The sequence below is a fragment of the Streptomyces sp. NRRL WC-3742 genome, assembly GCF_000720635.1.
Classification (GTDB): domain Bacteria; phylum Actinomycetota; class Actinomycetes; order Streptomycetales; family Streptomycetaceae; genus Kitasatospora.
On sequence record NZ_JOCF01000006.1, the window covers coordinates 122,777 to 146,064 of the forward strand.

The 23,288-nt window shown below is 70.1% G+C and carries 25 protein-coding genes; 12 read left to right on the forward strand and 13 right to left on the reverse strand.

Going from position 1 to position 23,288, the window contains the following annotated elements; translation table 11 throughout:
- Positions 1 to 154: 154 nt before the first annotated feature.
- Positions 155 to 1,363: a serine hydrolase domain-containing protein gene (locus IH61_RS0105930; protein WP_031065973.1), complete on the forward strand. Its 1,209-nt coding sequence runs from the start codon at positions 155 to 157 to the stop codon at positions 1,361 to 1,363.
- A gap of 145 nt (positions 1,364 to 1,508) precedes the next feature.
- Positions 1,509 to 2,819, forward strand: coding sequence for a YhgE/Pip domain-containing protein (locus IH61_RS0105935; RefSeq protein WP_031065975.1), 1,311 nt, complete (start codon positions 1,509 to 1,511; stop codon positions 2,817 to 2,819).
- Between the two features lie 23 nt (positions 2,820 to 2,842).
- Here the strand turns inward: IH61_RS0105935 and IH61_RS0105940 are convergent, their stop codons facing one another.
- The 4 genes from IH61_RS0105940 to IH61_RS0105955 all read right to left on the reverse strand — a co-directional run bounded on the left by IH61_RS0105940 (position 2,843) and on the right by IH61_RS0105955 (position 8,245).
- Positions 2,843 to 5,152 carry an FdhF/YdeP family oxidoreductase gene (locus IH61_RS0105940; RefSeq protein ID WP_234327045.1) on the reverse strand — a complete coding sequence of 770 codons (2,310 nt, stop codon included), beginning with the start codon at positions 5,150 to 5,152 and terminating at the stop codon, positions 2,843 to 2,845.
- 104 nt (positions 5,153 to 5,256) lie between these two features.
- Positions 5,257 to 6,165 carry a LysR family transcriptional regulator gene (locus tag IH61_RS0105945; protein ID WP_031065981.1) on the reverse strand — a complete coding sequence of 303 codons (909 nt, stop codon included), beginning with the start codon at positions 6,163 to 6,165 and terminating at the stop codon, positions 5,257 to 5,259.
- Between the two features lie 5 nt (positions 6,166 to 6,170).
- A complete protein-coding gene (gene fdhD / locus IH61_RS0105950; protein ID WP_031065984.1) occupies positions 6,171 to 7,010 on the reverse strand; it encodes a formate dehydrogenase accessory sulfurtransferase FdhD in 840 nt (279 codons plus the stop codon).
- A complete protein-coding gene (locus IH61_RS0105955; RefSeq protein WP_063763142.1) occupies positions 6,998 to 8,245 on the reverse strand; it encodes an MFS transporter in 1,248 nt (415 codons plus the stop codon). The genes fdhD and IH61_RS0105955 overlap by 13 nt, the downstream gene beginning before the upstream one ends.
- A gap of 130 nt (positions 8,246 to 8,375) precedes the next feature.
- Between IH61_RS0105955 and IH61_RS0105960 the strand changes: the two genes are divergently transcribed.
- Positions 8,376 to 8,846: a GNAT family N-acetyltransferase gene (locus IH61_RS0105960; protein WP_031065990.1), complete on the forward strand. Its 471-nt coding sequence runs from the start codon at positions 8,376 to 8,378 to the stop codon at positions 8,844 to 8,846.
- Here IH61_RS0105960 and IH61_RS0105965 read toward each other — a convergent pair.
- The 4 genes from IH61_RS0105965 to IH61_RS0105980 form a co-directional block, all read right to left on the reverse strand.
- Positions 8,843 to 9,307 carry a GreA/GreB family elongation factor gene (locus tag IH61_RS0105965; RefSeq protein ID WP_031065993.1) on the reverse strand — a complete coding sequence of 155 codons (465 nt, stop codon included), beginning with the start codon at positions 9,305 to 9,307 and terminating at the stop codon, positions 8,843 to 8,845. The genes IH61_RS0105960 and IH61_RS0105965 overlap by 4 nt on opposite strands.
- Before the next feature lie 147 nt (positions 9,308 to 9,454).
- Complete coding sequence (locus IH61_RS0105970; protein ID WP_031065996.1) at positions 9,455 to 10,123, reverse strand: class I SAM-dependent DNA methyltransferase; 669 nt, start codon at positions 10,121 to 10,123, stop codon at positions 9,455 to 9,457.
- A 76-nt stretch (positions 10,124 to 10,199) separates the two neighbouring features.
- Positions 10,200 to 10,709 (reverse strand): hypothetical protein, encoded by a 510-nt coding sequence (locus IH61_RS0105975; RefSeq protein ID WP_031065998.1) that lies wholly within the window; start codon positions 10,707 to 10,709, stop codon positions 10,200 to 10,202.
- Between the two features lie 189 nt (positions 10,710 to 10,898).
- Entirely contained in the window at positions 10,899 to 11,156 is a 258-nt protein-coding gene (locus IH61_RS0105980) for a hypothetical protein (RefSeq protein ID WP_031066000.1), read from the reverse strand.
- A 1,182-nt stretch (positions 11,157 to 12,338) separates the two neighbouring features.
- Here IH61_RS0105980 and IH61_RS42570 point away from each other — a divergent pair.
- Together IH61_RS42570 and IH61_RS44215 are read left to right on the forward strand one after the other, a co-directional pair.
- Positions 12,339 to 12,863 (forward strand): hypothetical protein, encoded by a 525-nt coding sequence (locus IH61_RS42570; protein ID WP_158844675.1) that lies wholly within the window; start codon positions 12,339 to 12,341, stop codon positions 12,861 to 12,863.
- Positions 12,864 to 12,865: 2 nt separating this feature from the next.
- Positions 12,866 to 13,207 (forward strand): PCC domain-containing protein, encoded by a 342-nt coding sequence (locus IH61_RS44215; RefSeq protein ID WP_051836364.1) that lies wholly within the window; start codon positions 12,866 to 12,868, stop codon positions 13,205 to 13,207.
- 90 nt (positions 13,208 to 13,297) lie between these two features.
- On the opposite strand, the gene IH61_RS0106000 is transcribed toward IH61_RS44215, so the two are convergent.
- Together IH61_RS0106000 and IH61_RS0106005 are read right to left on the reverse strand one after the other, a co-directional pair.
- On the reverse strand, positions 13,298 to 13,492 hold the full coding sequence (locus IH61_RS0106000; protein ID WP_031066014.1) for a DUF397 domain-containing protein: 195 nt from the start codon (positions 13,490 to 13,492) through the stop codon (positions 13,298 to 13,300).
- Positions 13,485 to 14,345: a helix-turn-helix domain-containing protein gene (locus IH61_RS0106005; protein ID WP_031066017.1), complete on the reverse strand. Its 861-nt coding sequence runs from the start codon at positions 14,343 to 14,345 to the stop codon at positions 13,485 to 13,487. The genes IH61_RS0106000 and IH61_RS0106005 overlap by 8 nt, the downstream gene beginning before the upstream one ends.
- A 295-nt stretch (positions 14,346 to 14,640) precedes the next feature.
- Between IH61_RS0106005 and IH61_RS0106010 the strand changes: the two genes are divergently transcribed.
- From IH61_RS0106010 to IH61_RS0106030, 5 genes are all read left to right on the forward strand, one after another.
- Positions 14,641 to 15,003, forward strand: a complete 363-nt coding sequence (locus tag IH61_RS0106010) for an ATP-binding protein (protein ID WP_051836366.1) — start codon at positions 14,641 to 14,643, stop codon at positions 15,001 to 15,003.
- A complete protein-coding gene (locus IH61_RS0106015; protein ID WP_031066024.1) occupies positions 15,000 to 15,239 on the forward strand; it encodes a hypothetical protein in 240 nt (79 codons plus the stop codon). The genes IH61_RS0106010 and IH61_RS0106015 overlap by 4 nt, the downstream gene beginning before the upstream one ends.
- Before the next feature lie 8 nt (positions 15,240 to 15,247).
- Positions 15,248 to 15,382 carry a hypothetical protein gene (locus IH61_RS49485; RefSeq protein ID WP_267883990.1) on the forward strand — a complete coding sequence of 45 codons (135 nt, stop codon included), beginning with the start codon at positions 15,248 to 15,250 and terminating at the stop codon, positions 15,380 to 15,382.
- 507 nt (positions 15,383 to 15,889) lie between these two features.
- Complete coding sequence (locus IH61_RS0106025; RefSeq protein ID WP_158844678.1) at positions 15,890 to 17,881, forward strand: RICIN domain-containing protein; 1,992 nt, start codon at positions 15,890 to 15,892, stop codon at positions 17,879 to 17,881.
- A gap of 67 nt (positions 17,882 to 17,948) precedes the next feature.
- Complete coding sequence (locus IH61_RS0106030; protein WP_199823275.1) at positions 17,949 to 18,761, forward strand: alpha/beta fold hydrolase; 813 nt, start codon at positions 17,949 to 17,951, stop codon at positions 18,759 to 18,761.
- A 22-nt stretch (positions 18,762 to 18,783) separates the two neighbouring features.
- Here the strand turns inward: IH61_RS0106030 and IH61_RS0106035 are convergent, their stop codons facing one another.
- Both IH61_RS0106035 and IH61_RS0106040 read right to left on the reverse strand, forming a co-directional pair.
- On the reverse strand, positions 18,784 to 19,122 hold the full coding sequence (locus IH61_RS0106035; RefSeq protein WP_420713843.1) for a GNAT family N-acetyltransferase: 339 nt from the start codon (positions 19,120 to 19,122) through the stop codon (positions 18,784 to 18,786).
- A 13-nt stretch (positions 19,123 to 19,135) separates the two neighbouring features.
- Complete coding sequence (locus IH61_RS0106040) at positions 19,136 to 19,492, reverse strand: ArsR/SmtB family transcription factor (protein WP_031066033.1); 357 nt, start codon at positions 19,490 to 19,492, stop codon at positions 19,136 to 19,138.
- 145 nt (positions 19,493 to 19,637) lie between these two features.
- Here IH61_RS0106040 and IH61_RS0106045 point away from each other — a divergent pair, with 145 nt between their 5' ends.
- Positions 19,638 to 21,176 (forward strand): MFS transporter, encoded by a 1,539-nt coding sequence (locus tag IH61_RS0106045; protein WP_234327046.1) that lies wholly within the window; start codon positions 19,638 to 19,640, stop codon positions 21,174 to 21,176.
- Between the two features lie 156 nt (positions 21,177 to 21,332).
- Positions 21,333 to 21,812 carry a very short patch repair endonuclease gene (locus IH61_RS0106050; RefSeq protein WP_031066039.1) on the forward strand — a complete coding sequence of 160 codons (480 nt, stop codon included), beginning with the start codon at positions 21,333 to 21,335 and terminating at the stop codon, positions 21,810 to 21,812.
- On the opposite strand, the gene IH61_RS0106055 is transcribed toward IH61_RS0106050, so the two are convergent.
- Entirely contained in the window at positions 21,805 to 23,142 is a 1,338-nt protein-coding gene (locus IH61_RS0106055) for a DNA cytosine methyltransferase (RefSeq protein WP_031066041.1), read from the reverse strand. The genes IH61_RS0106050 and IH61_RS0106055 overlap by 8 nt on opposite strands.
- Positions 23,143 to 23,288 lie beyond the last annotated feature (146 nt).

Here is a 23,288-nt window from a genome sequence, read left to right on the forward strand (position 1 = left end):
GATTGCATTAGCCGACAGGGTCATTGCAAGGAACCAGTGGCTCTGAGCAGGAAGTTCATGTCTGACGGGCAGGCATGGCATTGATGGACCTGCGAACGGAAGCCTAAGGTTTTCCTCGTAGCGAAACACCGAACGACCACACGGGGAGCCCACCATGAAGACCACCGTCCGCACCGCGATCAGCGCGACCGTCACCGCCACCGTCACCGCCGCCCTGCTGGCCTCGGCACCGGCCGCCTTCGCCGTCGGCGAGCAGCCGAAGGGCAACGGCCACGCCGGGGTCCAGGCCGTGCTCGACCGCGCGGTGACCGAGGCGGGCCTGCCGGGGGCCCGGGCCGAGGTCCGCGACGGCGACTCCACCTGGTTCGGGACGGCCGGCACCGCCGACCGGGCCACCGGCCGCGTGATGAAGCCCCAGGACCGCTTCCGGATCGGCAGCACCACCAAGACCTTCGTCTCCACCGTCGTCCTCCAGCTCGCCGCCGAGCAGCGGCTGAGCCTGGACGACAGCGTCGAGCGGTGGCTCCCTGGCCTGCTGGACGGCAACGGCTACGACGGCTCCGGGATCACCGTCCGCCAGCTGCTCAACCACACCAGCGGTGTCTTCAACTACGTCGGCGACCCGGAGCTCGGGAAGGAGTTCGTCGGCACGCCGTTCCTGCAGCACCGCTTCGACGACTTCACACCGCGTCAGCTCGTCGAGGTCGCCGTGGCCAACGGTCCGGTGTTCGCCCCGGGCACCGGGTTCGCGTACTCCGACACCAACTACGCGCTCGCCGGGATGATCGTCGAGCAGGTCACCGGGCGCAGCCTGGCCCAGGAGATCACCGCGCGGATCACCGGCCCGCTGCACCTGAGGAGCACGTACGTCCCGGCCGCCGGGGACATGCGCATCCACGGCCCGCACGCCCGCCACTACTCCCAGCTGATGGCGACGGACGTCGACACCGCCCCGAGCTACGACGTGACCGACCTCAACCCCTCCTGGGGGTACGCCTCCGGCGACATGATCTCCACCAGCGGCGACCTCAACACCTTCTTCCGCGCCCTGCTCGAGGGGCGGCTGCTGCCGCAGGCCCAGCAGAACGAGATGTTCACGATGCTGGACCCGGGGGTCAACTGGATCAAGGACTCGCAGTACGGCCTGGGCGTCGCCTCGCAGAAGCTGTCCTGCACCACGGTCTGGGGCATGGGCGGCGCGATCAACGGATCCTGGTCCTACACCTTCGGCAGCCGCGACGGCCGCCACCTGCTCTCCACCGAGGTGAACGGCGACTGGGCCAAGGGCCCCATGGGCTCCCCGATCGGGGTCTTCACCCACGAGCTGGAGGCCGAGTTCTGCCCGGCGGCCGCCACCTCCTGAGAAGGCCCGGAGGATCGGCCCGCCAGGGCCCGGCCGGGGGGCCGGCCGGGTGACGGCGGGTTTGGCGACGCGGCGGCCACGGAACGACTTCCCGCCGTACCCGCATCGGCACGGCGCCCAGGCGTGCCCGACCCCGAGGGATGGCATGGCTACCACGGACTCCCAGGGGCCCGCCCGGCAGGCGCGGGCGTTCCAGCTCGCGCGCCGGCCCAAACTGTGGCTCTTCCCGGGCATCCTGTGCGGCCTGCTGGCCGTCGTCCTCTCGCTGCTCTACATGGGTGGCATCGTCAATCCGACCGGGCACCTGCACCGGCTGCCGGTCGCCCTGGTGAACGAGGACCAGGGCCCGCCTCCGCCCGGCCGCACCGAGAACGTCGGCACGCTGCTGACCAAGGCCGTGGTGGCCGCGAGCCCCGGGACGACCGTCGACTGGAAGCGGATCGACGGCGCCGAACTCGACCGGCAACTCGCCTCCGGCAAGGTCTACGGCGCCCTGGTCGTCCCGAAGGACTTCACCACCGCCGTCACCGCGCTGGTGACCGGTCAGGCCACCGACCGGCCCACCCTGACCGTCCTCACCAACCCCGGTCTCGGCAGCCTCGGTTCCTCGATCGCCGCTCAGATCGCCCAGAACGCCGCCCATCAGGCATCGCTCGCCACCGGCAAGGACCTGCTCGCCGCCGTCCCGCCCGCGTCCGGCGCCACGGCCACCGGCCCGGACACCGGTGCCGTCGCCCGGCTGGTGCTCGCCGACCCGTTCGCCGTCACCACCCGGATCGGCCACCCGATCGGCAGCCACAGCGGCCTCGGCCTGAGCGCCTTCTACTACACGCTGCTGGCCGTGCTGACCGCCTTCATCGGCGGCAACATCATCCACAGCGGCGTCGACGGCGCGCTCGGCTACGCCGACAGCGAGATCGGCCCCTGGCACACCCGACGCCCGACCGTCCCGATCAGCCGCACCCAGACCCTGCTGCTCAAGATGGTCATGACGGCCGGGATCATGCTGGTCACCACCAGCCTGGTGCTGCTCTGCACGGTCGGCATCCTCGGCATGGACGCCCCGCACACGGCGATGCTCTGGCTCTTCGCGTACTGCGCCAGCCTGGCCGTGGGCCTCGGCGTCCAGGCGATCAACGCGGCCTTCGGCGGGATCGGGCAGCTGGTGTCGATGTTCGTCTTCATCGCGCTCGCCCTGCCCTCCTCGGGCGCGACCGTGCCGCTCCAGGCGGTGCCCGGCTTCTACCGCTTCCTCGGCGCGTTCGAGCCGATGCGCCAACTGAGCGACGGCATCCGGGCGATCCTCTTCTTCGACGCCCGGGGCGACGCCGGCCTGGCCCGGGGCTGGGCGATGATCGCGGTCGGCCTGGTGCTGGCCCTCGTCTTCGGCTTCGCGATGACCCGGTACTACGACCGCAAGGGACTGCACCGCTGGACGCCGCAGCCGACCGACTAGTCCGGACCTGACCTGACCAAGTACTACCGGCTCCCGGCGGCCCGGCTGCTCGTCACGGTCACCTTGAGGTGCTTCATGATCGGCTGGTCGCTCTGCGTGCTGAAGTCGCCGATCGCGCACAGCACGTTCATCTCCGGCATGTACCCGGCCGCGCAGCCGCGCGGGATGTCGTACGGGACGGCCAGGTAGCCGTGCACCGAGCGGCTGCTGCCGTCCCTGGCGGTGCTGGTCACGTCCACCGGGTCGAACTCGGCGATGCCCCGCTCGCGCATGTCGTCCCGGTTGAGGAACACCAGCGTGCGCAGGTTCTTCACGCCCCGGTAGCGGTCGTTGTCCGAGTAGATGGTGGTGTTCCACTGGTCGTGCGAGCGCATGGTGCCCAGCGCCAGGGTGCCGGGGGCGGGGACGACGTCGGGCAGCGGGGCGGCGGAGAACTCGGCCTTGCCGGAGGGGGTGAGGAAGACCAGTTCGCGGGCCGGCTGCTTGATCCGGAAGCCCAGCGGCAACCGTACCCGGCGGTTGAAGTCCTCGAAGCCGTCCAGGACTTCGGCCATCGTGTCGCGGATGCGGTCGTAGTCCTCGACGTACCACTCCCAGGGCGTCGAGCTGTCCGGCAGCGCCGCGCGGGCCATCCCGGCGACGATCGCGGGCTCGGAGAGCAGCTGCGGGGAGGCCGGGCGCTTCATGCCGACCGACAGGTGCACCATGCTCATCGAGTCCTCGACGGAGGTGGACTGCAGGCCCGCGCGCTGGTGGTCCTTCTCGGTGCGGCCCAGGCACGGCAGGATCAGCGCCGCCTTGCCGTGCACCAGGTGGCTGCGGTTCAGCTTGGTGCTCACCTGTACCGTCAACTCGCAGGCACGCAGGGCCTCGTAGGTGTAGGGCGTGTCCGGCGCGGCGAGCGCGAAGTTGCCGCCCATGCCGACGAAGACCGTCACGTCCCCGCGCCGCATCGCCTCGATGGTGCCCACCGTGTCCAGGCCATGGGCGGTCGGCGGAGTGAATCCGCAGACCTCGCCGAGGCGCTCCAGGAAGGCGGGCGCCGGGCGGTGGTCGATGCCGCAGGTGCGGTTGCCCTGCACGTTGCTGTGCCCGCGCACCGGGGAGGGTCCGGCGCCCTCGCGGCCCAGATTCCCGCGCAGCAGAAGGAGGTTGACGATCTCGCGCACGGTGTCCACGCCGTGCTCGTGCTGGGTGACGCCCAGGCACCAGCTGAAGATCGAGCGGTCCGCCTCCCGGTAGACCCGCGCCGCCTTGAGGATCTCGGCGCGCCCCAGGCCGCTCTGGCGCTCGATCTCCTCCCAGGGCGTCTCCTCGCAGGTCCTGCGGTACTCCTCGAACCCGGAGGTGTGGCGCTCGACGAACAGCCGGTCCAGCGCCTTGTCGTCCGTCGCGGCCTGCTCCAGGAGGGCCTTCGCCATGCCGCGCAGCAGCGCCATGTCCCCGCCGATGCGCGGCTGGAGGTTGAGGGTGCTGGTGCGCGTCGCCCGGTTGAGCGCCATGTCGGTGAAGTCGTGGGGGATGATCGTGCGGGTCGCGGCCGCCTCGACCAGCGGGTTGACGTGCACGATCTGCGCGCCGCGCTTGTACGCCTCGGCCAGCGAGGTCAGCATCCGGGGTGCGTTGGAGGCCGCGTTGACGCCCAGGATGAACAGCGCGTCGGTGACCTCCCAGTCCTCCAGGTCGACCGTGCCCTTCCCCGTGCCGAGGGACGCCTGCAGCGCCCGGCCGCTGGCCTCGTGGCACATGTTGGAGCAGTCGGGCAGGTTGTTGGTGCCCAGTTCGCGGGCCATCAGCTGGTACAGGAACGTCGCCTCGTTGCCGAGCCGGCCGGAGGTGTAGTACGCGGCCCTGCCGGGGTCGTCCAGTCCGCGCAGGGTGGAGCCGACGAGTTCGAAGGCGTCCTTCCAACTGATCGGCACGTAGTGGTCGGTGGCCGCGTCGTAGACCATCGGCTCGGTCAGGCGGCCCTGGTCCTCCAGCGCGAAGTCGCTCCACTCGGACAGCTCCGACACCGAGTGCGCGGCGAAGAACTCCCGGCCCACGCGCTTGCGGGTCATCTCCCAGGTGACGTGCTTGATGCCGTTCTCGCAGATGTCCAGGTGCAGGCCCTTGGTGTCGTCCGGCCAGGCGCATCCGGGGCAGTCGAAGCCGCCGTTCTCGTGGTTCATCTTCATCACCGCGCGCGGCCCGTCCACGTACGTGCCCTCGCGGGCCAGGAAGCGGGTGACGCTCTTCGCGGCGCCCCAGCCGGCGGCGGGGTGGTGGTACGGGGCGACGTGCGGCTCGCCGTCGGGGGAGGGGCCGACCTGTTCGTCATCGGGCTTGGTCACGGTGCTCAGCCTTCCGGAAGGGCCCCCGGGGGTCGAGGCTACGTCGGGGGGTGGGGTTCGGCGACTCAGGGCAGATGTTCGGAGCAGGTGTTCAGGGCAGGTGTTCAGGGCAGGTGTTCCAGGACCGTGGCGGTGTCGGTGCGCAGGGCCGCCTCCAGCAGGGCGCGGGCCATCACCGGGCCCGGTCGGCGGTCCGCCACGACCAGGACGATCGGGGCGCCGTGCACCGGCTCGACCAGCGGCAGCGCCCGCATCCCCGGCGGCACGCCGAACACGTGCAGCCAGGCGTACGGGACCACGCTCGCCCAGCGGCCGGTGCGCACATGGGCGAAGAGGGAGGCCACGGAGTCCGTCTCCACGCGGGGCCGCGGGGCCAGGCCGAGGCCCGTGAACACCTCGTCGAGGGTCCGTCGGCCCTGCATGCCCGGCTCCAGCAGGCACAGGGGCAGTTCCGCGGCCTCCGCCCAGGTGGCGCTCGGGCGGGCGGCGGGTTCCTCGGGGCCGCCCGTCAGCAGGACGTAGCGCTCCTCGTACAGGGGGTGGGTGCGGACGCCTTCGGTGCTCTCCGGCGCGTAGGTGATGCCCGCGTCGATCTCGAAGTCCCGTACGCGACGCAGGACTTCCTCGGCGCGCAGGTCGGTGCGCAGCTCGACGGAGGCCAGCGGGTGGGCCGCGCAGAACGGGTCGGTGAGCAGCGAGACGGCGCCCGAGGCGGTGGGCACCGAGCCGATCCGCAGGGTGCCGCTCAGGCCGGTGCGCAGGGCCGTGGCCTCCTCGCGCAGCGCGTCCCGGTCGGCGAGCAGGCGTTGGGCGCGGCGCAGGATCCGCTCGCCCTCGGGGGTGAGGCCCTCGTACGCGCGGCCGCGCCGCACGAGCAGCACCTTGAGCTCGTCCTCGAGCTTGCGCAGGCCCTCGGACAGGGCGGGCTGGGAGACGTGGCAGGCTTCGGCGGCGCGGGCGAAGTGGCGCTCGCGGGCGAGGGCGACGAGGTACTCCAGCTGGCGCAGAAGCATGCCGGTTACTCGGTCCCGGTCTCGGTCTCGATGCGGTCGGTGCGGGTGTAGACGTTCATCGACTCGCCGCGCAGGAAGCCGACCAGCGTCAGGCCGCTCTCCTCGGCGAGGTCCACGGCCAGGGAGGAGGGCGCGGAGACGGCGGCGAGCAGGGGGATGCCCGCCATCACCGCCTTCTGCACCAGCTCGAAGGAGGCCCGGCCGCTGACCATCAGCACCGTGCCGCGCGCGGGCAGCAGGCCCTCGCGCAGGGCGTGGCCGACCACCTTGTCCACCGCGTTGTGCCGCCCGACGTCCTCGCGCAGGCAGAGCAGCCGCCCGTCCGCGTCGAACAGGCCCGCCGCGTGCAGGCCCCCGGTGCTGTCGAACACCTTCTGGGCGGCGCGCAGGCGGTCGGGGAGGGCGGAGAGCAGCTGCGGGGTGACGCGCAGGTTGTCCTCGGCGACGCTCCATGCGGCGGTGGTGCGCACCGCGTCCAGGCTGGCCTTTCCGCAGAGGCCGCAGGAGGAGGTGGTGTAGAAGTTGCGCTCCAGGGAGGCGTCGGGGGCGGGGACGCCGGGGGCGAGGGCGACGTCGACCACGTTGTAGGTGTTGGAGCCGTCGGCCGTGGCGCCCGCGCAGTAGCGGATGGCGGCGAGGTGGTCGGCGGCGTGCAGGACGCCCTCGCTGACCAGGAAACCGGCGGCCAGGTCGAAGTCCCCGCCGGGGGTGCGCATGGTGACGGTCAGCGGGCGGCCGTTGACGCGGATCTCCATCGGCTCCTCGGCGGCCAGGGTGTCGGGGCGGTGCGAGGGCACGCCCTCGCGCAGCCGCAGCACCCTGCGGGGGACGGTCACTCGGCCCATCGGTGATGGCTCCTCGCTGTCGGTGTGGCCTGTGTGGCCTGTGCTGGTGTGCTCTGTACAGAGGCATCCTCTCGCTTCGGAGGCTCCGGCAGGTGACGGCGGCTGTGCGCGGCGGTGACGCCCAGGCAGAGCAGGCCGATGACGGCCATGGCGACGAGCAGTGCCGGGTAGGAGGCGTGGTCGGCGGTGCCGGTGAGCAGCAGCGGGGTGAGGAAACCACCGGAAACGGTGGTTTGGTAGAGCGAGGCGGAGGACGGGCCGCAGTGGAGGCGCTCCACCTCGTGCAGGCCCGCGCCGAGCGTCAGCCCGTACCCGGTACCGAGGACGACGGCGGCCACGACCACCAGCGCGACCGAGTCCCGGGCGGCGGCCAGGGCGCCCACCAGCAGTCCGGCGATCACCACGGCCATCGCGCCGAGGGTCGCCCGGGCGCTGTGGGCGTCGTCCAGGCGGGCGGCGAAGGGCTGGGCGACCACACCGGCGGTCAGCGTCAGGGCGGCGACCAGACCGCCGAACAGCGGCGCGTAGCCGGGCGTCCGGTCGGCCACCAGGGGCGGCAGGACCACGTACGCGACGGTGGCGGCGCCGAGGACGGCGGGGGCGGCGGGCAGCACCACGAAACGGAAGCGGGGGTGGGTGACGGCCGCCCGGTGCGCCTCGACGTGGCTGCTCGGCGGAGGACGGACGGCGGCCGTGTCGGGCACGTCGCGGGTGGCGCGCAGGACGAGCAGGCAGGCGGCGGCGTGGGCGAGCGCGGGCACCGTCATCGGGTCGGGCAGCCACTCGGCGAGCACCCCGGAGGCCAGCGCTCCGGCGGCGAAGCCCGTACCGGTGGCGTACATCGCCCGGCGGGACGAGACCTGCGGGGGCGCGGTCGACAGCTCACGCATCCAGGTCGCGCCCGCGAGGAACACCAGCCCGGCGGCGAAGCCCGTCGCGAGGCGGCTGGCGTAGCCCGCGCCCTCGTGGCCGGTGGCCAGCAGCAGACTGGCGGCGGCGGACAGCGCCAGGCCCGCCCGTACGGTACGGCGGCGGCCGAACCGGTCGGCGGCGGGCCCGGCGAGCAGGAGGCCGGGGGCGAGGCCGAGCAGATAGACCGAGAACATCGCGGCCAGCGCGAGGGCCGACCAGTCGGTGCGCGCCCGGTAGACGGTGGCGAGGGCGGTGAACTGGTTGGCACCCCAGGCGGCGACGGCCACGGCGGCGGCTGCGGGGAGCCAGCGGGGGGCCTGCATCGGATCTCGTCTCGGTGGGGGGACTTTCGCTTCCGAATTCAGTTTCGGTGAATTCGGAAGCGAGGGTCAAAGAGGGAATTCCTGTGACCTGATAGGCGGCGCTTATCAGGCGGCCGGTAGGGTGTGCGCCATGCCTCTCCCGATCACGCCTCTCCCGATACTGCGACCCGCGACCCGCGCCGACCTGCCGGCGGTACTGGCCCTGCTGGCGGACGAGGACCGGGTGGTCGACCCGGCGGGCATCGTCGTCGGGGAGGCGCACGAGCGGGCCTTCGCGGATATCGAGGCGGACCCGCGCAACGAGATGCTGGTGCTGGTCGAAGCCGACGAAACGGTGATCGGCTGCCTCCAGGCGACATACATTCCCGGGCTCGGGAAGGGTGGCGCCGAACGCGCGCTGATCGAGGCCGTACGGATTCGCGCGGACCGGCGGGGTGGCGGGCTCGGCCGGACGCTGATGGAACTCGCGGCCGCTCGGGCCCGCGACCGGGGGTGCGCGCTCGTCCAGCTGACCAGCAACAAGCAGCGCGAGGACGCGCACCGCTTCTACGCGTCGCTGGGCTACGCGCGCAGCCACGAAGGCTTCAAGCTCGCGCTCTAGCCGCCGATCGACAGCACGGTGGCACTGGCTGCACCGGCCGGGGTGTCATAGGCGACGGTCTCGCCCGCGTGGCGGCCGAGGAGGGCCTTGCCGAGCGGGCTGTCCCAGGTCACGAGGGTCCGCTCGCCGATCTCGGCCAGCTCCGTGACCTCGATGACTTCCTCCTCGCCGTCGTCGAAGCGCAGAGTGACGGTGGAGCCCACGCCCACGACGGTCGTGGACGGAGCTCCGGCCACCGCGGCCTCCTTCAAACGGCCCTCGACCTCGGCGATCCGGTCCTCCAGCCGGGCCACATCGTCGGCCCGCTGAAGTTCGTCCGCTTGGTCCGCCCGGTCGCCCACCGCATCGTCCTCCCCACGCAGCGTCCCGGAAACCCTCCCTCGCTCGGCGCGCAACCGCGCCAGCTCCTCCTGCGCCACACGCAGGCCCTCGGCACTGATCGGTTCGGGGCCACCGCTCATGTCCGACTCCCAAGTCGCTTGCGGACAGGCCGTTTCCATTACCCCACTGCATCCGACCCCCGGCAACTCCGCCCCCGATACGGTGGCGCCTCGCTACACGTAGCGAGGCGCCACCAAGTCAGTTGGCGTGCTGGTCGAACTCGCCGGTCAGTCACGCGGAGTTCTCGCCGTGACGAGGAGAGTCCCGATGTGTCCGTCGGTCGGGGCGTCGAGCACGCGGGCTTCCGCCGACTCGAACCCGCTCCGCAGGAGCAGGCCGGCCCACCTGCGCGGCGTGTAGGAATAGCGGTACGTGTAGAGCGCCCTCCCGGCGAAACCACCCTTGTACATGCCCTGCGGGCCGTAGGCACCGGGGATGGCGGGGGGTTGCGAGAAGGCCAGGATGCCACCGGGGTTCAGGCGGGAGGCGATGAGGGGGAACAGTTTCAGTGGGTCCGTGAACCAGACCGCTCCGAACACCGAGTAGACCGCGTCCCATGTCTCGTCAGTGCTGCTCAGGTAGTCGAGGACCTCGGCGCAGTGGATCTGGACGCCGGACGGCCCCCAGCGCCCGGAGACCTTCTCGACCATGACCGGCGAGAGATCCACGCCTGTGACCTTCACGCCCTGTTCGGCCAGAGCGGCCAGCGCGCGGCCGGTGCCGCATCCGATTTCCAGCGCGCTGGTCGGTGACCCGAGCAGTTCGGGCCCGGGCCCGTGGTCGGCGTACTGGGTCCAGCGGAAGACGGGCCCGGTGTCGAACACGTCGTCCTTGATGCCGGCGGCGTACGTGTCCCAGAGTTCGCGCTCGGATTCGATGTTGTGCTGTGCAGGCAACGGGCTTCCCTTGAAGAAGAGTTGGCAGGCGGGTGCCTCCGCCCCCAGGGAGGGGCGGAGGCACCCTAGCGTTCGATCAGTGACTGTCGGGCACCTTGTTGTCGCACGGGGAGCAGTCCGCCCCGTCGATCGCCCACAGCTCCTCGTCGGCGTCGAACCCGTTGCCGCGCAGGAACTCGGCGGTGCGGATCACGATCCCGTCGCCGCGTCGCTGGATCAACGGTGCGTGGTGCTTGTACTTCCCGGCGTTGTACACCTCGCAGATGGCGAAGTACACGGGCGTGTCCAGCAGGAGCTGATGCACCCCGATGTCGACGACCTTCCCGACGCCCAGGTGCACTCCCGGGTGTTCCATGGCGGTGATCGTGTACGCGATGGCGTTGTCCAAGATCCGCTCAGCCATGTTGCGGACCATGGTGTTGTCGCGGAGCAGGAGCGCGATCTCCCGGTCGTACAGGTCGCCGGAGTTGCCGGGCCCCTCGAACACGTTGTACGTCAGCTCCTTGACGTGCGGTCGGACCGCGTTGAGGAGCGCGCGGGGGTCACGGAACCCGGTCTCCGTAGGCGCTTCCAGCGCAACGGTCATGGTTCGTTCCTCTCTTCTCGGTGGCGCACTGCCTTGCATGACCCGCCCAGAAGGACGGGGGTCTGTGGGAGGGCCCTGCCCGTCCCATGGAGGGATGACGGGGGGGTAGGGCCGGGCCCGCAGACGGCCGGAGACCCATGTCCGTGGCCCTCTGCGGGTGTCTGTGCGGCTTCCCGAGGCGTGCCGCGCCTAGCTGCGGGACGGGCTCTCCGGGGTGACGGTCACGTGGTCCGTGAGGTGTCGGACAAACGCCGTGTGGCCGATGTCGCGGTTGTGCTTGGCCATGTCGATCCCGAGCACCTTGACGGCCACCGGCTTACCGCTCTTCCATGTGCACGTGCCGTTGTCACCCCGGCACTCGGCCCAACCGATGACGTCCTCGGCCGGGTTGGAGTTCACGGTGAAGTCGCAGAGCCGGATGACCGTTTCGATGCTGCCACGGGCCACTACTCGCTCACCCTCTCAATCGGGGTGGGGAGATCGTCGGTGGCTTGCCGCACCGGCACGTCCGGAGCGTTGCCGACCTCGGCCTGGTTCATCGTCGGGGCGCACTCCCGGTGCGCGGGCAAGAACACCTCACGCGGCGGGTGGCCAGTGCCTCTGGAGTCGAACATGCCGGACTGGGGGCGGTTGTGGTTGACCATGGGTCCCTATTCGAAGAACGCGCGCCACTCCGGCGCGCCGTGTTGCTGCAGCTCCCGGGTACGGGCCCGGAGGGGTCGCATGGATTCCGATTCAGCGGGTTCTAGGGCCGGGCAGGGGTTCGGCCCGGTTGGCGCCCTCCGCCTCTGCCTCCGCCTCTGCCTCCGGCGATGCCGGAATGAGTTCACTCACTCTCACCGCCCGGGGGAACTTGCAGTACGACGCGTGACGCTCGCGAAGAACGGCCACGTCCGTCAGCTCCGAATAGTCCCGAAAGCACTGCCCGGTGTGGGGGTCGCGCACCCGCAACGCACCGCACTCCCTTGCATCCAAGTCGCGACACTCAGAGCAGTCCTGACGATGGGTAGGCTCGCGGCTGGTCCCGGGGGCGACCTTGGAGTCAGGCGGCTTCATCGTCCGCCTCGGCGCCCCGCACCAGGCGGGCACGCTCGGCCCGGCAGCGGGGGTCCGGGCACTGGCAGTCCGGAGGCCGGGGGTAGTCTCGGCCGCCGGCTGGGGCCCAGGCGGGGTGAGGGGCTTCGTCGGCGCGGTAGGGGGAACGCCGATCAGCCGCCCGGATCGTCCGGGGGACTGAGCGACCTTCTCCGCGCCCTTCGGGCTCGGTCCGCTCATGGTCATGGCGCTATTCGCCTCCGTTGGGGTTGGGCAGGTGAAGACCCGGGAGGACCAGAGTGCGCTCACAGGAATTGGCCACGAAAGGGGCAGAACTGGGGGCAAACTGAAGGGGTGGCATTCGGTGATCTACTCCGGGACCTGCGCGAGGCAAAGCCCATGACTCGCCCCCAGATGGCAGCGGCGCTCTGCCGGCACGAAGGAAAACCGCCGGAGGACCATGACACGGTCCTCGGCCAGTTGAAGCGCTGGGAGACCAACAAGGGCATCCCAGGCCCTCGTTGGTTGTCCGCCCTGTCTCACGTACTGGGCTGCGAGCTGACGGCACTGACGGGCGAGGCTAGCCTCTCAAGGGTGAACAGACGTGCGTTCCTCAGCTTGTCCACGCTGGTCGCCACTCACGGGAAGATCGCGGGAGAACTCACGGCAAGCATGGCCGGGGGCGACTGCGGCCCGTTGACGACGGTCCAGACCACGCACGCCACGGACTTGGTCATTGCCTCGCTGGCGGATATCCCTACCACCGCACGCCTGCACAAGTGGATGAGCGACGGTGGGAGCCCCCTTCTCCGGGTGAATGCTGCGGGAATCCTCGCCAAGCGGCCGGGGCGTGGCTCGGCCGCCGCAGTGGCCAGTGTGCTCGCTCATGACTCGGAGGTGAGGCACCTCTACTCAACGGCGGTGCTGGCACGCGCCGGGAAGTTGGACTGGGACGTAGCGGGGTCTTTGGCGGTCGATCTCACCACCGCCGGGCCCCGAGCTGGGTTCGTTGCCGCACGGCTCGCAGCGGAAGCCTTGAACCCCCGGGATGCCGGGGCGCGTTGGTGCGCCGCCGCTATGCTCCGTGACCTCACGCCGCTTCTCAGTTGGGAGAACTGAACGTGCACGTGTTCGAAGTGAAGAACGCTGAGCTGGTCGAAAGCATCACCGAACAGGCCAAGGCTGCCGGGGTCACGGATGGCGTGATCGTCTCCCTGATCGGCGCGGCGGACTCGTTCACGCTCAGCACGATGCCTGCCGACGACCCGTCGGCGGATATCGTGACCGACTACGATCAGCCCGCCGAGATCGTTGGCGTTGTCGGTGACATCGTGGGCGGAGTCCTCCATCTCCACGCCACTATGGCGGTGGAAGGCGACAAGGGCGTGGCCGGACACCTCCACCGCGCACAGATCGGCCACTGGTTCGCACGGGCCTACGTCCTGCCCAGCGACGTGGCCTGACGCCGAACCTAGGTCACTCTCGGTCCACCGCCGGCCGAGCGGAAGGCCCGGCCCGTCCCGTGAGGGTCGGGCCGGGCCAGGGGAACTTGGTTAGTTGGCGTGGTGGTCGAACTCGCCGGTCTTGGTGGCTCGGAGGAGGTTGGCGAACCTGGTGGGGGTGGTGCGGACGACTATGTCGCCGTCGTCGGACTCGCGGAGTTCGATCGCCCCACCAAGCGTCCGCACCTCCACGCACTCGTCGTTCGAGCTGGAGTAGCTGGACTTCTGCCACACAGAGCTATTCATTGCTTTCCAATTCCTTCTTGATGGTTCCGATGAAGTCCCGGGACTGCTCGTCGGAGAGTGCACCAGAGTCGAGTCGCGCGAGCAGAGAACGGAACCTTGCCATGTGGGCCGGGGCATCGAAGATTCGGCAACCCAGACTCGTATCCATCTGAGCCGCGTCGAGCTCGGGGGTGGGTCCTTCGGCATAGGTGAAGTTCTCGTTGGAGCTCGGCATGGCGCCGATGTCGAACGGAACGACTCGGATCGAGATGTTCGGCTGCCTGGAGTCCTCGATGAGGGCGCCGAGTTGCTCTGCAAGGACGGCCGGTCCACTGAACCGCATGCGCAACGCTGCTTCATGGATGAATGCAGCGTATGGCGTCGCGCCGGAGCGGATGGGGCGCTGCCGCTGCATGCGAAAGGCAGTCCTCAGGTCAACCTCATGGCGCGGCAGGGGAGGGAAGGTCTGGGCGAAGACAGCACTCGCGTACGGCCCGGTCTGGAGCTGGCCAGGAACGAACGCCATTGTGTATGCGGTGAGATGTCGAGCCTGGCTTTCGAACTCAGCGACGTCAACGAAGTCATCGGACAGGACTCCGCGATACTCCTCCCACCAGCCCGGCCTCTCGCGCTCCGTGATGATCTCGGAGAGGGCATCGATCAACGGCTCGTTGACGCACATGCACGTGGCGGCGACCGTGCGCAGACGCTCCACGCTGATGCCGATCTTCCCGGCCTCCATCTGCGTCACCTGCGCCGGGTTCATGCCGACGAGGCGGCCGAGTTCGCTGCCGCCGAAGCCGGCCTGTTCCCGCATCCTGCGCAGCTCTGCACCGAGCCGACGCTGACGGAGTGTTGGGTTCGCGCGAGCCATTGGTTCCTTCCGGGAGAGGGTTGATCCCAGTGTGCCGCGCTGCCGGAGCGGCGGTCCATCTCGGGGCTGGCAGTACCACGTTAGAGGGAATGTTCCAGATCCATGGAAAATTTTTCATGCCTCTGCGATACGGTCGGTAAAGCCGATCAGACGGATCGTCAGTAATGGCTGTCTTCAAGGGCGGTAGGCGCCTCCTGCCCTCGCACCGCAGAGCACCCAGCCCCACTCTGGCCTGGCTCACGGCGACGTATCCGCCGGCTCCTCTCCAACACCACCACCTCTCACGGAGGCTCCCGTGTGCACCCGTAACACCCCCTCCCTCGCCCTCTCGCGGCAGTCCCTCCGGCACTCGATGCTCCGCTGCGGCTGGGACCCCGAGACCGTCTTCAACGCCGAACTCGCCCTCATGGAACTGATCGTCAACGCGTGGCGGCACGGCGGCACCGCCTGTCCCGTGGTCTTCTTCTCCCTCCTCGGCTCCACCCTCCGGGTCACCGTCTCGGACGAGAGCGACGTCCTCCCTGAGCAGCGCACGCCGGGCGAGTTCGCCGAGTCCGGCCGTGGCCTCCAGCTCGTCGAGGGTCTCACCCACCGCTGGGGCGTCGACCCGCAGCAGAAGGGCAAACTCGTGTGGTTCGAGTTGGACTCCGCCGCGTGACCTGCGAACCGGTCGCCCCGGACGACCCCCGCACGGGCGACTGCACCCGGCCCCAGATCACCGCCCTCCTTGGCGAACTGCACCGCCGGGGGCTCCAGTTCGGACTCCTCTGGGGATCCGCCGGCGCCTCGAAGGCCGTCGTCGACGGTCGCCTCCTGGTCGACTTCGGCCCCGCGCCCGTGAGCACCCTGATCAACCTCCTCCACCTCCCCCGCGACCTGGACCGGAACGAGTAGCGGGACTGATGAACTTCCTCATCGGCGCAGCCTTCACCGTCCTCATCGTGCTCGCCTTCGCCACTGTCGCCCTCGGCGTCATCACCGCCCTCCGCATGCCCCACCCCGAAGACCAGCCCGAACCCGACCACCCGTCCAGCTGAAACCACACCGCCACAGCCGGGCCGAGTCCCCCAACTCGGCTCGGCGGCAAGGTATGTGGGCGTGACCGCCGGAAAGCGCTCCCAAGAGCCCCTTGGAGGCCCGAGAGGTCGGTTCCATCCCCGAGGGGTCGTCATGCGTTGTCGGCGCATGGTCTCCGAACCGGTGACCTGCTGCTTCCTGGGCTGGACAGCTGGGTGATGGACGGTGAGGGGTGATCCTGCCTGCACCAATTCACGGATGAGTATCGACCGGGTTCCTCCCGTCGAACCGGGCGCACGCGCTACGGACGCGTTGCTTGCAAGCGGTGTGGTTTCTGGGGACCGCGAGGAGCGGGCCCCTGTGGACGGAGGGCAACGGATAAATCGGCGGTCGGGTTCAATCGAGAATTCAGTGAAATGTGCAAAGGTTTCCGGCCGTGCCATATGGGTTTCGTATGGAGCGGCAGAATGAAGGAATCCGGGGCCTACGATCCATCTTCGTTCGCCTCGTAGAAAGATGGTTCCGAGTTGAAATCCCTGTCCCGCCTGAAACGCGCACTGGCCTGCGGGCTCGCCGCAGTCGCCATGGTCTCCGGTCTCACCGCGCAGGCCCACGCCGCTCCCGCTGCTGCCCCCGTGGACAAGACCTGCGGTACCCCGGCCTCGGTGGGTGGCGGCAACTGCATGACCGCGTTGATCGGCTCCGCCTTCGACATGATGAGGGCGATGCGCAACGCCGCCAATGTCAACAAGGTGGACAACGCGGAGTTCACCCAGAGCACCGCCTCCAAGCTGAGTGCGAAGTTCCCCGGGTTCAACGTCATGGTGTACAAGACCGTGGGCACGGACCTTTATGAAACCGAATGGTTCAAGGGCGAGTACAAGTCCGACATGAAGGGGGTGGTGATCGACACCACCTACAAGCTCAACCATTTCCTGGACAAGGAGAAGAAGGACCCTTCCGGCTACGACGTGTTCCGGATCTGGGTCTTCCAGGGGGACTCGACCTTCCGCAACCGCACCGACGGCGGCTTCATGAACTGGGCGTTCGTCGGCAACGACGGCGACAGCGTCAAGAAGGACTCGTGGACCTGCCGCTCGGGCACCGCGCGGCCGTACAAGTGCGACGGTGACGTGCGCACCATCCACTTCCCCGGGCGCTCCGGCTACGGCACCAGGACCGGCAGCCTGACCCCCGACTCCAGCCCCGGCAACCACGCCTGCCTGGACGTCAGCGGCAACGGCAGCGCCAACGGCACCCCCGTGCAGATGTGGGAGTGCAACGGCGGCGACGCCCAGCGGTGGACGTACAACGGCTACAAGCTCCAGGCGGCCAACGGCAAGTGCCTCGACCTGGCGGACAACAACACCGCGAACGGGGCCAAACTCCAGGTCTGGGACTGCCTCGAGATCCCCGGCCAGCGCTGGAGCATGTCGGCCAGCGGCGGCTTCCGGCACATGACGGACCTGGACGACCGGTCCAAGGACGTCTGCATCGACGACTTCAACGGCCAGACCACCAACGGCAGTACGGTCGCGGCCTGGGCCTGCGGCTCCGAGGACCGTCGGGACGCCCCCAACCAGAACTGGGCCTGGGGCGGCACCCCGCCGACCACCAACCCGCCCACGCCCGGCGGCAACGGCGCCGACGTCTACCTCAAGCTCGACGACGGCCTGGGCGCCGTCCCGCTCAACGGCTCCGCCGGCGCGTCGGTCGTCGCCGGGATCCGGGGCGGCAACGAGTCCAAGTGGAAGCTCACCTCGGTGGGCGGCGGCCGCTACCGCATCACCAGCTCGTACGGGCTGGAACTCACCGAGAGCGGCGGCTACATGGCCGAACTCCAGCCGTGGAGCAACTCCTCGAAGCAGAAGTGGGAGCTCGCCTCGATCGGCAACGGTCACTACCAGATCCGGATCTCCGGCGACGACTGCCTCGCGCACGACTCCGACTTCAAGCAGCTCGGCGTCTGGACCTGCAAGCAGGACTGGCACCAGGGGTGGGTCCTCGAGTCCACCTCCGGCGGCGTGATCACGCCGACCGACCCGACCAACCCGACCAACCCGTCGAAGCCGGACCCGAACCCGAAGCCGAAGCCTGACCCGAACGGGGGTGGCTCCGCCGCAGTCCCGACCGAGCGGCCGCTGTTCCTGAAGCTCGACAACGGCCTGGGCGCGTCGGCACCGACCGAGACCGCGAGCTGGGGTTCGCCGATCGTGGGCGGAGTCCTGGGCTACAAGGGCTCCAGGTGGACGATCAAGCCCCTGGGCGGCGACCGCTACCGGATCGTCAACGACCTCGGGTACAACCTCACCGAGAATCCCGACACCTACCTCGCCGAACAGCAGGCGTGGGGCGGCACCGACAACCAGAAGTGGCAGTTCGTCAGCCTCGGCAACGGCAAGTACCGCATCCAGATCGACGACGACAACTGCCTCGCCCACGACAGCGACTTCAAGCAGCTGGGCGTCTGGACCTGCAAGGACGGCTGGAAGCAGGAGTGGTCCTTCCAGCTTCTCTGAGTGGCGCGCTCGTGGTTGTCAGTGACCGGCACTACGGTGCGGCCGGTACGGCCTCGAAGATGACCCGATGAGAAGGGCGACCGGCATGGGCTACGCGAAGATCAACGGACTGTCCCTGTACTACGAGGAGCACGGCTCGGGTGAGCCGCTCCTCCTGCTGCACGGCGGCCTCGGTTCCGGTGAGATGTTCGCGCCGCTCCTGCCGGCGCTGGCCGAGGGGCGCAGGGTGGTGCTCGTGGACCTCCAGGGGCACGGCCGGACGGAGGACATCGACCGGCCGCTGCGTACCGAACTGCTGGCCGACGACGTCGCCGCCCTGATCGAGCACCTGGATCTGCCGCAGGCGGACCTGATGGGCTACTCGTTCGGGGCGGCGGTCGCCCTGCGCACCGCGATCCAGCACCCCGGGGCGGTGCGGCGGCTCGTGGTGGTGTCCACGCCCGCCAAGCGCGAGGGGTGGTACCCGGAGGTCGTGGCGGCGATGGGCCGGATGGGGGCGGAGGCTGCCGAGATGATGAAGCAGTCCCCGGCCTACGAGTCCTACGCCAGGTCGGCGCCGAGGCCGCAGGACTGGCCGGTGCTGGTCGGCAAGACCGCCGATCTGCTGAAGCTGGACTACGACTGGACGGCCGAGGTGGCCGCCGTCACCGCTCCCACCATGCTGGTCTTCGGCGACGCCGACGCGGTGCGCCCCGCGCACGTGGTGGAGTTCTTCGGTCTGCTGGGCGGCGGTCTGCGGGACCCGGGCTGGGACGGCTCGGGGCTCCCGGCGGCCCGGCTGGCCGTCCTGCCCGGGGCGACGCACTACGACATCCTGACGGCGCCGACGCTCACGGCCGCGGTGCTCCCGTTCCTCGACCAGCCGGTGGCGGGGGCCTGATCGACCGCCGGGCCGAGCCGTGTCACCGGCTCGGCCCGGCGGCGCGGGCGACGGTGAACATCAACTCCGGGCGTTCCCAGGTCACGTTCGCCGAGGAGGGGAGAACCGTCCCCACCCGCTCGGCCCCCAGCCGCCGGTAGAACCGTTCGGCGGGCGGGTTGGACACCACGCGTACCCGGGTCAGGCCCGCTACCGCGGCCTGGTCGAGCATGTGCTCCATGAGGAGGCGGCCGATGCCCGTGCCCTGCGCCTCGTCCGCCACGAAGGCCAGGTCCAGTTCGGCCTCGTCCACCAGCAGGGCGTAGAAGCCCATCAGCCGCCCGGTCGCGTCGACCGCCGCGAAGACCGGGTTCCGCCCGATCTGGCAGTGGCCCTTACTGCTCCTGGGTGAGGGCGGCGGTGGAGCCCGGGGCGAAGGGGGCCGGGTTGTGGCGGATGAGGTCGAGGAGGCCGGGGAAGCGGGCGTCGAGGTCGGCGCGGCGGAGGTGGGCCTTGCGGCTGTTGCCGCGGTTGACCTGTTGGACGAGGCCGGCTTCGCGCAGGGTGCGGAAGTGGTGGCTGAGGGTGGATTTGGAGATGGCGAAGCCGAAGGAGAGGCAGGTGCGTTCGGTGGCCTCGGGGAGGTCGAGGAGTTCCTGCACGATCTGGTAGCGCAGGGGGTCGGAGAGGGCGGTGAGGATCGTTCGGAGGTCCATCTCCTCCGGGGTGGGGTGGCCCTCGGTGTCGACCATGGCGGCGTGTCCCTTCCTCAAGGTTTCACTTGCATCGTACCTTCCGGGCGTGCCAGTCTCAGGTTCGACATCAGGCGAACCTCGATGTGAGGTCTCCGCCGCCGCATCCTTAGGTCCAGGGGGTCGCTTCGCCATGCCCGTGCCCGTGAAAGCTCAAGAACAGGTGACGGAAGGGGAGTTGGGGCGCAGCGGTGCCCTGGTCCTGGGCGCGGTGCTGGTCGCCGTGTTCGTCGTGCCCACCTCCATCTCCGGGACGGGCGTCGCCCTGCCGTACATCGGCGCCGACCTGCACGCCGACCTGGTGCCGCTGCAGTGGGTCGTCAACGCCTTCAACGTGGCGTTCGCCTGCTTCACCCTCGTCTGGGGCTCGATCGCGGACATCATCGGGCGGGTCCGCGCCTTCGCCCTCGGCGCCGTGATCTACGCCGCCGCCTCGCTGGTCAGCGTCCTCGCCACGGACGTCCTGCTGCTCGACGCCGCCCGCGCCCTGGCCGGGGTCGGCGGCGCGGCGATCTTCTCGGGCGGGGCCGCACTGCTGTCCACCGTCTTCGAAGGCCCGGCGAGGGGACGGGCGTTCGCGCTGTTCGGCACCGTCGCCGGGATCGGCGTCTCCTTCGGGCCGTCCCTGTCCGGCCTGCTGATCGACGGCGCCGGCTGGCGCTGGGTGTTCGCCGTCCACGTGGCCGTGCTGGCGCTGGTGCTCCCGGCGGTGCCCGCCATGAGCCGCGCCGTCGGCCACACCCGCAACCCCGAGGCCCGCGTCGACCTGTCCGGCTCGGCGCTGTTCGTGCTCGCGATGCTGCTGCTCACCACCGCCATCGCCCAGGGCTCCCAGTGGGGTTGGAGCAGTGCGGGGGTGCTCGGCCTGTTCGCCGGGACGGTCCTCGCGCTGTTCGGCTTCGTGTGGGTGGAACGACGGGCGGCCCACCCGATGCTGGACCTCGGCGTGGTCGCCGACCGCCGCTTCCTCGCGCTGTGCCTGGTGCCGGTGGCCGGCTCCTTCGGGTTCGTCACCATGCTCACCTACCTGCCCGGGTACCTCACCGGCGCCGGCGGGTACTCCAGCGGCGCCGCCGGGGCCGTGATGCTGCTGCTCACCGTGCCGATGCTGGTCCTGCCGATGGCCGCCGCGAAGCTCGTCGCGAGGGGGGCCTCCGCGCTGGGCGTCATCCGGCTCAGCCTGGTGCTACTGGTGGTCGGCGTCCTCGGCCTGGAACTGTTCTCGCCCGACGTGAACCTCGCCCTCGTCGCCCTCCCCATGCTGATCACCGGCGCCGGGTACGCCCTCGCCGCCGGACTCGTCGACGGCCAGGCGCTCGCCCTCGTCGCCCCCGAGCGGGCGGGCATGGCCGCCGGATTCCTCAACACCATGCGGCTCGGCAGCGAGGCCATCGCCGTCGCGGTGTACGGGGCGCTGCTGGCCACCGTCGTCACCGCCCGTACGCACGACTCGCTCGCGGGGTACCCCGTCGATCCGGCATCGGTGGCCGGCACCGTCGCAGCCGGAGACCTCGCCGGCCCGCTCGCCTCCGTCCCGGCGGAGCGCCGCGACGGCCTGAGCACACTGCTCGTCGACGCGTACGACGGGGCCTTCCACACCGTCACCGGAGTGCTCGGCGCGATCTGCCTGGCGCTGCTCGCGACCGTCCTGGTGCTGCTGCGGGGCCGGGCCTCCAAGCCCTGACGGGGTGGCGGGGCCCGAGCGTGAAGGCGTCTGACCGAGCTGCCAAGCAGCACTAGGCTGGCTACTGCGCCGTGAGCGGGCCGGAGCCGTGTGCCTTGGGCAGCGCGTATCGACTGCCGGACGCCCGGTCCCTCCCGAGTGACAGGAGTAGATGCCGTGGCCAGGAGCACACCGGACAACGCCTCGGAGACCTGGGCCCCGCCTCCGGGGTCATGGGCGTCGTCGGCGGCCAACCGCCGGAGCATGGTGGGCAACCGCAGCAGGGACACCCAGCCGGAGCTCGCGCTTCGGAGGCTTGTGCATGCGGCGGGGCTGCGGTACCGGGTGGCGGCGAAGCCGCTGCAGGGCATGCGGCGCAGCGCCGACCTCGTCTTCCGCCCGGCAAGGGTGGCTGTCTTTGTCGACGGCTGCTTCTGGCACGGATGCCCGGACCACTTCGTCCCGCCCAAAACGAACCCGGACTACTGGCGGGAGAAGATCGGCCGCAACGTCCAGCGGGACCGGGACACTGATGCCCGGCTCGCGGCCGAGGGCTGGCTCGTCCTGCGGTTCTGGGAGCACGATTCGGCGGAAGCCTGCGCGCCGACAGTGGTGGACAGCGTCCGGCAGCGGCGCGCAGGCGGGGACGTCAGCTGACCTTCCCCCGGTGCTGGGCGAAGTAGTCGTGGCGGGCGTGGTCTTGCTGGCCGATGAATGCCTTGAACTCGCCGAGCTGGTACGCCAGCTCGCCGTTGCTTCGAGGCGTCTTCTCCACGTGGAAGTCGCGCTCGATGTGGGCGATGCGTCGCTCGATCTCCGGCGGGGGGAGCTTCTTCCCGCCGGACCTGGCGATGAGGTCGGCCATCTTCTGGGCAGTGAGGGCCTTGTCCGGGTGGTGGCGGAGCAGCACATAGACAGGGTCGAGCTCCGGCCGGACCCACTCCACGGAGTCTTCGCGCTTCCTCTCCTTGCGGAGCGCGCTGGCGATCGCCTTGCCGAGTGCTTCCGCGACAGGCGGCGGGAAGGCGTTGCCGATCTGGCGGTAGACGGTGGTCTTACGGCCCTGGAACTCCCAGTAGTAGTCATCGCCGTACCAGCCCTGGATCCGGGCGACCATGGCGGTGGTCAGCTTCGGAAGGTGATCGCCGTCCTCGCCGGGTCCGGGAGCCTCGTTGGCGACGCCCATAGCGTCGACCCCCAGCTCCCGCCAGGCGGCCTTGGCCCGGGTCGGGCCGAGGTCGGCGCCGCCGTGCTTCTTGGAGCCGCCGACGATGGTGGGCGCGATGGCCGATGCCTTCTCGACCCAGGCAGCCACGTGCTCGGCAGCCCAGCCGTTGGCTCCCATGAGGTCCTTGAGCAGCTCGCCCACGGTCGGGGCCGAGTTGTCGGCGGGCTCAGGCCAGTGGAAGTACTCGGCGAACTCCTTCTGCAAGGCGACCAGGACGAACCGCGGCCGGAGCTGGGAGACACCGAACTGGTGGGCCTCCAGCAGGCGCCACTCGCCGACGTACCCGGCCTCGTGGAGGAGTTCGAGAATGTGCTGGCGGTATGCGGAGAACCGGTTGCCGCTAAGGCCCTTGACGTTCTCCAGGAGCAGCGCCTTCGGCTGGATCTCCCTGCACAGGTGTACGGCCCAGGCGAACAGGTCCCGCTCGTCCGTCGCGCCGAGCTGGTTCCCGGCGATGCTGAACGGCGGGCAGGGCACTCCTCCCGCGAGGAGGTCGACGTCCTTGTACGCGGTGGGATCCCAGAGCGAAGGGTCGGCGACGTCCCCCACCTTGACGGTGGCCGCTGCCTTGCGCTCGGCGTCCTCGGGGGCGATGCCTTCGGCCTTCATGAGACGGGCGAGGTTGTGGCGGAGGGTCGTTGCGGCGTTCTGGTCGAGCTCCAGGGCGAGCACGTGCGTGAACCCGGCGTTGTGCAGGCCAAGGGACTGCCCGCCCGCGCCGGCGCAGATCTCGACCACCTCAAGGCGCTCAGGTGCCATGAGACCTCCTCTCGGTGGCGCCGCACTGCGGGCGGACGCCGACGTGTTCCACTGCCAGTGACAGCCCTCTGCTCGCTGCCGCTGCTGGTGCCAGTCCCGTCAGCACTTGTCCGGCATTCCGGGCGGAGGCGCTTGCGGGCTGCCTG

Excerpts from the sequence above, each read along its gene's own strand:
- IH61_RS0106040 (WP_031066033.1), bottom strand. The coding sequence starts at position 19,492 with ATGGTCGACACCGAGGGCCACCCCACCCCGGAGGAGATGGACCTCCGA.
- IH61_RS0106000 (WP_031066014.1), bottom strand. The coding sequence starts at position 13,492 with ATGAATAGCTCTGTGTGGCAGAAGTCCAGCTACTCCAGCTCGAACGAC.
- IH61_RS0105935 (WP_031065975.1), top strand. The coding sequence starts at position 1,509 with ATGGCTACCACGGACTCCCAGGGGCCCGCCCGGCAGGCGCGGGCGTTC.
- IH61_RS0105965 (WP_031065993.1), bottom strand. The coding sequence starts at position 9,307 with ATGAGCGGTGGCCCCGAACCGATCAGTGCCGAGGGCCTGCGTGTGGCG.
- fdhD (WP_031065984.1), bottom strand. The coding sequence starts at position 7,010 with ATGGGCCGAGTGACCGTCCCCCGCAGGGTGCTGCGGCTGCGCGAGGGC.
- IH61_RS0106055 (WP_031066041.1), bottom strand. The coding sequence starts at position 23,142 with ATGGCACCTGAGCGCCTTGAGGTGGTCGAGATCTGCGCCGGCGCGGGC.
- IH61_RS0106005 (WP_031066017.1), bottom strand. The coding sequence starts at position 14,345 with ATGGCTCGCGCGAACCCAACACTCCGTCAGCGTCGGCTCGGTGCAGAG.
- IH61_RS0105945 (WP_031065981.1), bottom strand. The coding sequence starts at position 6,165 with ATGCTTCTGCGCCAGCTGGAGTACCTCGTCGCCCTCGCCCGCGAGCGC.
- IH61_RS0105930 (WP_031065973.1), top strand. The coding sequence starts at position 155 with ATGAAGACCACCGTCCGCACCGCGATCAGCGCGACCGTCACCGCCACC.
- IH61_RS0105975 (WP_031065998.1), bottom strand. The coding sequence starts at position 10,709 with ATGACCGTTGCGCTGGAAGCGCCTACGGAGACCGGGTTCCGTGACCCC.
- IH61_RS0105955 (WP_063763142.1), bottom strand. The coding sequence starts at position 8,245 with ATGCAGGCCCCCCGCTGGCTCCCCGCAGCCGCCGCCGTGGCCGTCGCC.
- IH61_RS0106030 (WP_199823275.1), top strand. The coding sequence starts at position 17,949 with ATGAGAAGGGCGACCGGCATGGGCTACGCGAAGATCAACGGACTGTCC.
- IH61_RS0105960 (WP_031065990.1), top strand. The coding sequence starts at position 8,376 with ATGCCTCTCCCGATCACGCCTCTCCCGATACTGCGACCCGCGACCCGC.
- IH61_RS49485 (WP_267883990.1), top strand. The coding sequence starts at position 15,248 with ATGAACTTCCTCATCGGCGCAGCCTTCACCGTCCTCATCGTGCTCGCC.